Below are 8,039 nucleotides of genomic sequence, written 5' to 3' on the forward strand. Positions count from 1 at the left end.
TCCTCAAAATGGCCTCGACCAGGACCATTTATGCCCAGAAAGCCGACGAGGCCCGGGCGACGGGGCGCGTCCTCGGCCTGCCCCGGTGGGCGGTCGAGATCATCCCGACCCTCACCCCCGGTATCGCCGTCTGGGACGTCAACGGCAACGTCCAGGTGGTCAAGCACCTCATCACCGAGAAGGAACGGCCGCTCGTCTACACCGACCGCGCCATGACCGAGTCGTCCGTCGACCCGGGCATCGATCCGGAGCTGGAATGGGAGACGGAACAGCGCGCCGCCCTCATCGAGCAGCACCTGAACGACCCCACCCAGTCGACGGTGGCGTGAGATGTCGAGGGACGTGCGGGACTCGCGGGGCCAGCAGCAAGAGGGGATCCCCGACGGCCTGGTGGTGGGCCTCGTCGGTTTCGTGCTCGGTCTGACCGTGCTGGTGTGGACGGCGACCGGCCTGGCCGCGCTCTTCTCGAAGGGCGCCTGGCCGGCCGGGGTCACCTTCGCCAGGACTCCGATGGCCGTCCGCGCCCTGATCGGCCGGCCCCAGGACCTGGCGGGCGCGTGGCCGGACACTCCGGCCGGCGAGCTGTCGGGGTACGGGCTGTTCTGGGGCCTGCTCATCGGCGAGCTGATGGTGCTGGTTGTCCTCACGGTGTTCGTGGTGGGGACGCTGGCCCGATGGAGAGCGGTACGGGCCGGCCGAGAGGCGGTGCTCGCCCAGGGGGCGGTCCGAGCCGAGGCACCGGGACCGGGACCGGCACCAGCCCCGGCCCCGGCCCCGGCCCCGGCAGCGGTCCCGGTACCAGCCCCGGCAGCGGCACCGGTTCAGCGGGCTCCTGCCCAGGTTGAGCAGGCCCCGACACCGGTTCAGCAGGCTCCTGCCCAGGTTGAGCAGGCCCCCGCTCCGGTGGAGCAGCCCACGGCCCCGGTACCTGCCGCCCAGGTGAAGGCCCCCGGCCCCGGCCCCAACCCCGGCCTCCCCTTCCCCCGTACCCCCCGCGTCCTCTACGGCACCCCCGCCACCCGCCGCCCCGCCGCCCTCCAGGCCGTTCAGGACGCCGAGGGCCCGGTGCTCGTGGTCACCTCCGACCCCACCGTCTGGACCGACACCAAGGACGCCCGCGGCAAGCTCGGCCCCGTCCTCGTCTACGACCCCGGGCACCTCTGCGACACCCCCGCCCGCCTCCACTGGTCCCCGTCCGACCGCTGCGAGGACCCGGCCACGGCCCAGGAACGGGCGGCGGCACTCCTCGCCCCCGTACGCCCGCCGTCCCGTCTGGACGCGGCCGTCGCCGACACCGCGGAAACGCTCCTGCGCTGCTGGCTGCACGCGGCCGCCCTGGACGACCGACCGTTCAAGCAGGTCCACCGCTGGGCCCAGGGCACGGGCGCCCACGAGCCCGTACGAATCCTCCGCACCCACCCCAAGGCCGCCTCGGGCCACGCCGGACTCCTGGAGTCAGCCCTCACCGGCTACCCGGAACGACGCGAGATCGCCCAGGAGTTGACCGCACGGGCCCTGTCCTCGCTCTCCTCGATCCACATCCGGGAGGCGTGCACCCCGAATCGAACGGATTCCTTGACGCTGGAATCTTTCGTCGCCGAAGGGGGCACGCTCTATGTGGTGGGTGAACCGATCGAGGACCCCCGCACCCGACCCGGTGCGATGCCTCTGCTCACCGCTCTCACCGCAAGCGTGGTCGAGCACGGCCGCCGCATGGCCGCACGGTCATCCGACGGCCGGCTCGACCCACCAATGACGCTCGTCCTCGACGACGTCGCCGCCGTTGCTCCCCTCCCCCGCCTCCCGGAGCTCCTGGCAAACGGCCAGGACCAGGGCCTCCCGACCCTGGTCCTGCTCCGCTCCCCGGAACAGGCCCGCGCCCGCTGGCCGGAGCCCCTGCAGCCGTAACGGCAGCCGCAGCCCTGCCCCATCGCAGGGCCTAGCTCCCGCCCCGCGGACCGTCCACCAGAGCCGCCAGGTCGGGGTGCCGCTTGTACCGGGTTCCGGCGTAGCACCGAAGCCCCGCGTCCAGATCGCTCAGCGCGCCGGGCATGTCGTCCTCGCCCGTGAAATCCAGCACCTGACGCGCCCCTGTCCTGACCGGGCGATGGGCGAACGGCATGAGCACCTCCACGCCCCGCCGCAGCACCGCGACGATCTGCCACCGCCGCACGTCATTCCCCGGCTGCTGCTCCACAGGCTTGAGGGTGATCCGTACGACGTCCCCCCACGAGGTCTGCCACTCCACCTTCGCCAAGCGGAATGTCAGGCCGTCGCTCGTGAGCATGACGACGCGCTCGATCGGAGGGTCGTTCCTGCCGCGGTAGAGGCCCCACACGATCAGCGCCGAGCTGCCCACCAGGCACGAAAGGAGGGCCACCCATCCGAAGAATCCACCTGCCAGCGGGGTTCCCAGCACCAGCGCGGTCAAGCCGACGCCGAGCTCGCGGCCCCCGGAGGTCTGGCCGTCCTCCGTCGGTGGCCCCGTACGCACGTCGACCACCGCCGGAACGCCGAGCCCACGCCCAGGTCCGCGGCGCGGGCCGGAAGAGACCCCCTCCACCTCCGTGACCGGTGCCGTCGGAGGGACCGGACGCGCAGCCGACACGGAACCGGGGTCCCCCGTCCCGCCCCCGCTCAGCAGATCCAGCAGCTGCGACGCGGTCGGCCGGCGCCCCGGGTCCTTCTCCAGGCAGATCGCGACCACCGGTCGCAGTCCCTCCGGAACCCCGTTCAGGCTCGGCTCGTCATGCACCACCCGGTACAGCAGCGCCGGCACGCTCCCCGCCCCGAACGGCCCCCGCCCCGTCGCCGCGAACACCAGCACCGCCCCGAGCGCGAACATGTCGCTCGCCGGCCCGACCCGTGCGCCGGAAGCCTGCTCGGGGCTCATGAAGCCGGGCGTCCCGATCACCGATCCGGTGTCGGTCAGCGTCGTCGCACCCTCCGCCGCCTTCGAGATGCCGAAGTCGATGACCCGGGGCCCGTCCGCCGTGACCATGATGTTCGACGGCTTCAGGTCCCGATGGACGAGACCGGTCCTGTGAATGGCCTCCAGCGCCTCCGCGAGCCCCGCCGCCATGGCCCGTAACTCCCGCTCGTCCAGCGCTCCCCGACGGTCCACGAGCGCCCCCAGGCTCGGCGCGTCGATGTAGTCGCCGGCGACCCACGGCGTGGCCGCGTCCGGGTCGGCGTCCACGATCGGCGCGGTCCAGAACCCGCCCACCGCCCGCGCCGCCTCGATCTCGCGCCGGAACCGCTCCCGGAAGCCGGGGTCCGCCGCGATGTCCGGCCGTACGACCTTCACCGCGAGCCGTCGTCCGCTGCGGGACACGGCGAGGTAGACCCGCCCCATCCCGCCCTCACCGAGCCGGGCCGACAGCCGGTACGGACCGATCGTCGCCGGATCCTCCGGCTCCAACTCCTGCACGTCTCCCCCGAGTCTGCTGGAAACTCCCAGCTTCCCAGGAACCACCCGTCCCAGCTAGAGCCCCGCCGGCCTCTTGATCTCGTACTCCAGCTCCCGCGCCCCCGTGTCCCCCGGCACCGCCACCCGCTCCCCCGTCGCCACGAACCCGAACCGCCGGTAGAACGCCGCCGCCCGCGCGTTGTCCTCGTGCACATACAGCCGCACCCGCCGCACCACCGGCTCCTTCAGCGACCAGGACCACTCCACGCCCGCCCGGAACAGCTCCTCCGTCAACCCGCTCCCGCGCGCCTCCGGCCGTACGTACACCCCCACGATGTGCGTCTGGTCGACCGACGCCACCTCCCCGAAACGCACCTCCGCCGAAGGCCGCTCCACCAGCACCGAGAGCGTGCCCACCCAACTCCCGTCCGGCGCCTCCGCCACGAACTGACGGGTGCCCCCGTCGCCGCTCTCGCTCACGCCCTCCGCCCGCTCCCGCCAGAAGGAGCCAGGACGCTCGACAGCGGCTTCGTACGTGTCCAGGAAGGCGATGTGCGCCACCGGATCGCGCAGCGCGGCCAGCCGGATCTCGCGGGACTTCTCCCACTCGTCGGCACGGATGGTTCGTATCACGTGGTCCATGCGCCGATACTCACCACCGCCCCCACTCCATGACAAGCCGTTTCCCCGGAGCTCGCGCCCACCGCCGTACTCGTACGGCGACGTACCCGTACGTCGTCATACCCCGGTACTACACACCCTCGCCCCGCTCCCGCCCACGGTCGGACGATCCGCCCCATCCCGCTCCGTACCGTCGTGCACATGATCCGAGCTGAAGAACTCACCAAGCGGTACGGGGACAGGACCGTTGTCCAGGACCTCAGCTTCACCGTCCGCCCCGGTACCGTCACCGGCTTCCTCGGCCCCAACGGCGCCGGGAAGTCCACCACCCTGCGGATGCTCCTCGGCCTCGACGCCCCCACCCGCGGCCACTCCACCGTCGCCGGCCGCGCCTACGCCACCCACCCCGCACCCCTCACGCAGGTCGGCGCCCTCCTCGAAGCCCGCTCGCTGCACCCCGGCCGGTCGGCCTTCCACCATCTGATGGCACTCGCCCACACCCACGGCATCCCGCGCGCCCGCGTCGAGCACGTCCTCGGCCTGACCGGCCTGACCGACGTCGCCGGCCGCCGCGTGAAGGGCTTCTCGCTCGGCATGGGCCAGCGGCTCGGCATCGCCGCCGCGCTCCTCGGCGACCCGGCCACCGTCGTCCTGGACGAACCCGTCAACGGCCTCGATCCCGACGGTGTGCTCTGGATCCGCACCCTGCTCAAGTCCCTCGCGGCAGAGGGCCGTACCGTCCTCGTCTCCTCCCACCTGATGAGTGAGATGGCGCTGACCGCCGATCATCTGATCGTCATCGGCAAGGGCCGGCTCCTCGCCGACACCACCGTCTCCGCGCTCGTACGGGAGGCCGGCGGCGCCTCGGTCCGGGTCGTCACCCCGGAAGCGGACCGCCTCCGCGCCCTGCTCCCGACATCCCCGCACCCGGACGCTCAGATCACCGCCGAAGGCCCCGACACCCTCCGCGTCACCGGCCTCGACGCCGCGGCCATCGGCCACACGGCAGCCGCCCACGGCGTCCCCCTCCACGAACTCACCCCGCAGACCGCCTCCCTGGAGCAGGCGTTCATGGACCTCACCCACGACTCGCTCGAGTACCAAGGAGCAGCCGCATGAGCGCGACCACCCCCGTCCCCGCCCCCACGGCCGCGTACCGGATCACCCCCGCCCGCGTCCTGCGCTCGGAGTGGCACAAGCTGTGGACGGTCCGCTCCACCTGGATCACCCTCGTCACGTCGGCGGCGTTCCTCCTCGGTGTCGGCATCCTCATGGGCGCCACCTACACCTCCGACGGCGGCGACTCCGACGTGGACACGGTGGTCCTCTCCCTCTACGGATCCCAGCTCGGCGGCGTGTGCCTGGCCGTCCTCGGCATACTGGTCACCGCCGGCGAGTACGCGACGGGCATGATCCGGGCCTCGATGACCGCCGTCCCGCGCCGCCTGCCCGTGCTGGGCGCAAAGGCCGCGGTCTTCACCGCTGTCGTCTTCGCGGTCTCCTTCGTGACCGCCCTGATCACCTTCCTCACCGCCCAGATCTTCTTCTCCGGCACCGACCAGGCCGCCTCCCTCACCGACGACGGCGTCCTGGCCGCCATCGCGGGCAACGCCACCGGTGTCACCCTCCTCGGCGTCATCGCCCTCGGCCTCGGCGCCGCCCTGCGCTCCGTCCCAGGCGCTGTCGGCGCGTTCATCGGCGGTGTGATGGTGCTGCCCGAGATCCTCGGGATGCTGCCGTACGAGGCCGTGGAGACCGCCGTCCGGTACTTCCCCACCCAGGCCGCGGGCGCCCTCGGTTCCGCCGACCCGATGCCCGGCGCGGCCACCCCCGGCGCCGCGCTGTTCGCCCTCTTCCTGTGGGCCGCCGCGACCCTGGCCGTACCGGCGCTGTTGCTCAAGCGCCGAGACGTGTAGCCCACGACGGAGGAGGATGAGCGGGTGGTCATGGAGAAGCGGCCCGGCGCCCGAGAGGAATCCCTCAGCCGGTACATCCAGCGGCAGAGCCAGCGCGTTCGCGCCTTCGACGCGCGTCGCCCCTGGGTCTGGGACGGCCTGCTCACCGCCTTCTGGACGGCGGCGGTCCTGGTGGACGCGGCGGGCGGCTGGCGCAACATCGCCCGGGACCCGTCGGTCCCGGTCTGGCAGGTCGTGACCATGAGCCTGGCCTTCTCGGTCCCGCTGTTCTGGCGCCGCCGTCGCCCGACGGCCGTCCTCGCGTTGATGGCCTGGGCGGCCTTCCTCAGCTACTGGACCGGGGCATTCCTCCAGGCCGGCCTCCTCCAGCTCGTCGTCATCTTTCACATCGCCCTGCGACTGCCCCTGCGCACCCTGGTGTGGACGGTCTCCCGGATCGTCCCACCCCTGGTGGTGGGCGCGATCCGCCACCCACAGGGCAGTTGGGACCAGCAGATCGTCCCCACCTTGTGGGTGTACGCGATGGTCGCCCTGCTCGGCATCGCGGTCCGCTCCCGCAAGGACTACACCGCCGCCCTCGTCGACCGGGCCCGCCGCCTCGAAGTGGAACGCGACCAGCAGGCCCAGCTGGCGGCGGCGGCCGAACGGACCCGTATCGCCCGGGAGATGCACGACATCATCGGGCACAACCTCTCCGTCATCACCGGCCTCGCGGACGGCGGCAGATACGCGGCGGCCAAGAACCCCGAACAGGCCGCCCAAGCCCTCGACGCCATCGGGACGACGAGCCGCCAGGCACTCGCCGAGCTCCGCCGCCTGCTCGGGGTCCTGCGCGACGACTCCGCCGAGGCGGTGCGTGACCCGCAGCCTTCCCTGGTCGATCTGGAGACGCTGATCGAGGGCGTACGGTCGGCGGGTCTGCCGGTACGGGTGGAGATCCGGGACGATCCCGAGGCCCGGCCGCCCCTCCCGGCGGGCGCCCAGCTGACGGTCTACCGGGTCGTGCAGGAGGCCCTGACGAACACCCTCAAGCACGCGGGCCCGGCGGCGAAGGCCACGGTCGTCCTGGCCTACGGCGGGAACGACGTGACAGTCGAGGTGACGGACTCCGGCAGTGCCGGTACCGGCGGCTCCGTGACGGTGGGCCAGGGAGTCCGCGGAATGCACGAGCGCGCGGCCCTCTACGACGGCACACTCGAAGCGGGCCCGCTGCCGGCCGGCGGCTGGCGCGTACGACTCCGACTGCCCCTGGAATCCCTGCGATCCTTGGAGGACTCCCGCTCGTGACGACCGTGCTCATCGCGGACGACCAGGCGATGCAACGCTTCGGCTTCCGCATGCTTCTGGAGAGCCAGGACGACATGACGGTCGTCGGCGAAGCGGCGAACGGCACCGAGGCGATCCGCCTGGTGGACCAACACCACCCTGACGTGGTCCTGATGGACATCCGGATGCCCGGCCTCGACGGTATCGAGGCCACCCGTCGCATCGTCGCCACGGGCGCCCGCACCCGCGTCCTGATCGTCACCACCTTCGACCTCGACGAGTACGCCTACGACGGCCTGCGCGCCGGTGCTAGCGGCTTCCTGGTCAAGGACGCCCAGCCCGAGGAACTCCTCGCGGGCATCCGGGCGGTCGCGAGTGGCGACGCAGTGGTGGCTCCGAGCTTGACCCGCCGGCTCCTCGACGCCTACGTCCACCACCTCCCGGCGAGCCCTTCCTCCCCGTCCTCTGTTCCTCCGGAGGACCCCCGCCTCTCGGCCCTCACGGACAGGGAACGCGAGATCCTCACCGTCGTCGCGCACGGCTGGACGAACACGGAGATCGCGCAGCGCCTGCACCTCGCGGAGTCCACGGTGAAGACGCACGTGAGCCGCGTCCTCGCCAAAACGGCTGCCCGAGACCGCGTCCAGGCGGTCATCCTGGCCTACGACACGGGCCTCGTCTCGCCGTCCCAGAACGGCTGATCACCAGCCCGGTGGGCGGCCCCTGAACGCAGAAAAGCCCCGCACCATAAGGTGCGGGGCTTTCCCACAATGATTGTTCGGCGGCGTCCTACTCTCCCACAGGGTCCCCCCTGCAGTACCATCGGC

General features: G+C 72.1%; 7 protein-coding genes and 1 pseudogene. 6 read left to right on the forward strand and 2 right to left on the reverse strand.

Annotation, left to right across the window (positions count from 1 at the left end; genetic code table 11):
- Together IE136_RS36040 and IE136_RS28015 are read left to right on the forward strand one after the other, a co-directional pair.
- A pseudogene (locus tag IE136_RS36040) lies at window positions 1–329 on the forward strand (ATP-binding protein); the annotation flags it as partial.
- A gap of 1 nt (window position 330) precedes the next feature.
- Window positions 331–1,908: a type IV secretory system conjugative DNA transfer family protein gene (locus IE136_RS28015; protein ID WP_189601735.1), complete on the forward strand. Its 1,578-nt coding sequence runs from the start codon at window positions 331–333 to the stop codon at window positions 1,906–1,908.
- 31 nt (window positions 1,909–1,939) lie between these two features.
- Here the strand turns inward: IE136_RS28015 and IE136_RS28020 are convergent, their stop codons facing one another.
- Together IE136_RS28020 and IE136_RS28025 are read right to left on the reverse strand one after the other, a co-directional pair.
- Entirely contained in the window at window positions 1,940–3,430 is a 1,491-nt protein-coding gene (locus IE136_RS28020) for a serine/threonine-protein kinase (RefSeq protein ID WP_189601736.1), read from the reverse strand.
- Window positions 3,431–3,484: 54 nt separating this feature from the next.
- Window positions 3,485–4,051, reverse strand: a complete 567-nt coding sequence (locus IE136_RS28025; protein WP_189601737.1) for a GNAT family N-acetyltransferase — start codon at window positions 4,049–4,051, stop codon at window positions 3,485–3,487.
- A gap of 180 nt (window positions 4,052–4,231) precedes the next feature.
- Between IE136_RS28025 and IE136_RS28030 the strand changes: the two genes are divergently transcribed.
- From IE136_RS28030 to IE136_RS28045, 4 genes are read left to right on the forward strand one after another with little or no spacing between them, the layout of a single operon-like run.
- Window positions 4,232–5,149: an ATP-binding cassette domain-containing protein gene (locus tag IE136_RS28030; RefSeq protein ID WP_189601738.1), complete on the forward strand. Its 918-nt coding sequence runs from the start codon at window positions 4,232–4,234 to the stop codon at window positions 5,147–5,149.
- Complete coding sequence (locus tag IE136_RS28035; RefSeq protein ID WP_158988742.1) at window positions 5,146–5,946, forward strand: ABC transporter permease; 801 nt, start codon at window positions 5,146–5,148, stop codon at window positions 5,944–5,946. Before IE136_RS28030 ends, IE136_RS28035 begins: the two co-directional genes overlap by 4 nt.
- A gap of 30 nt (window positions 5,947–5,976) precedes the next feature.
- Window positions 5,977–7,233, forward strand: coding sequence for a sensor histidine kinase (locus IE136_RS28040; protein ID WP_189601739.1), 1,257 nt, complete (start codon window positions 5,977–5,979; stop codon window positions 7,231–7,233).
- A complete protein-coding gene (locus IE136_RS28045) occupies window positions 7,230–7,913 on the forward strand; it encodes a response regulator (protein WP_158988740.1) in 684 nt (227 codons plus the stop codon). The genes IE136_RS28040 and IE136_RS28045 overlap by 4 nt, the downstream gene beginning before the upstream one ends.
- Window positions 7,914–8,039 lie beyond the last annotated feature (126 nt).

The sequence above is a fragment of the Streptomyces lateritius genome, from assembly GCF_014649715.1.
In the GTDB taxonomy this organism is placed as follows: Bacteria; Actinomycetota; Actinomycetes; order Streptomycetales; family Streptomycetaceae; genus Streptomyces; species Streptomyces lateritius.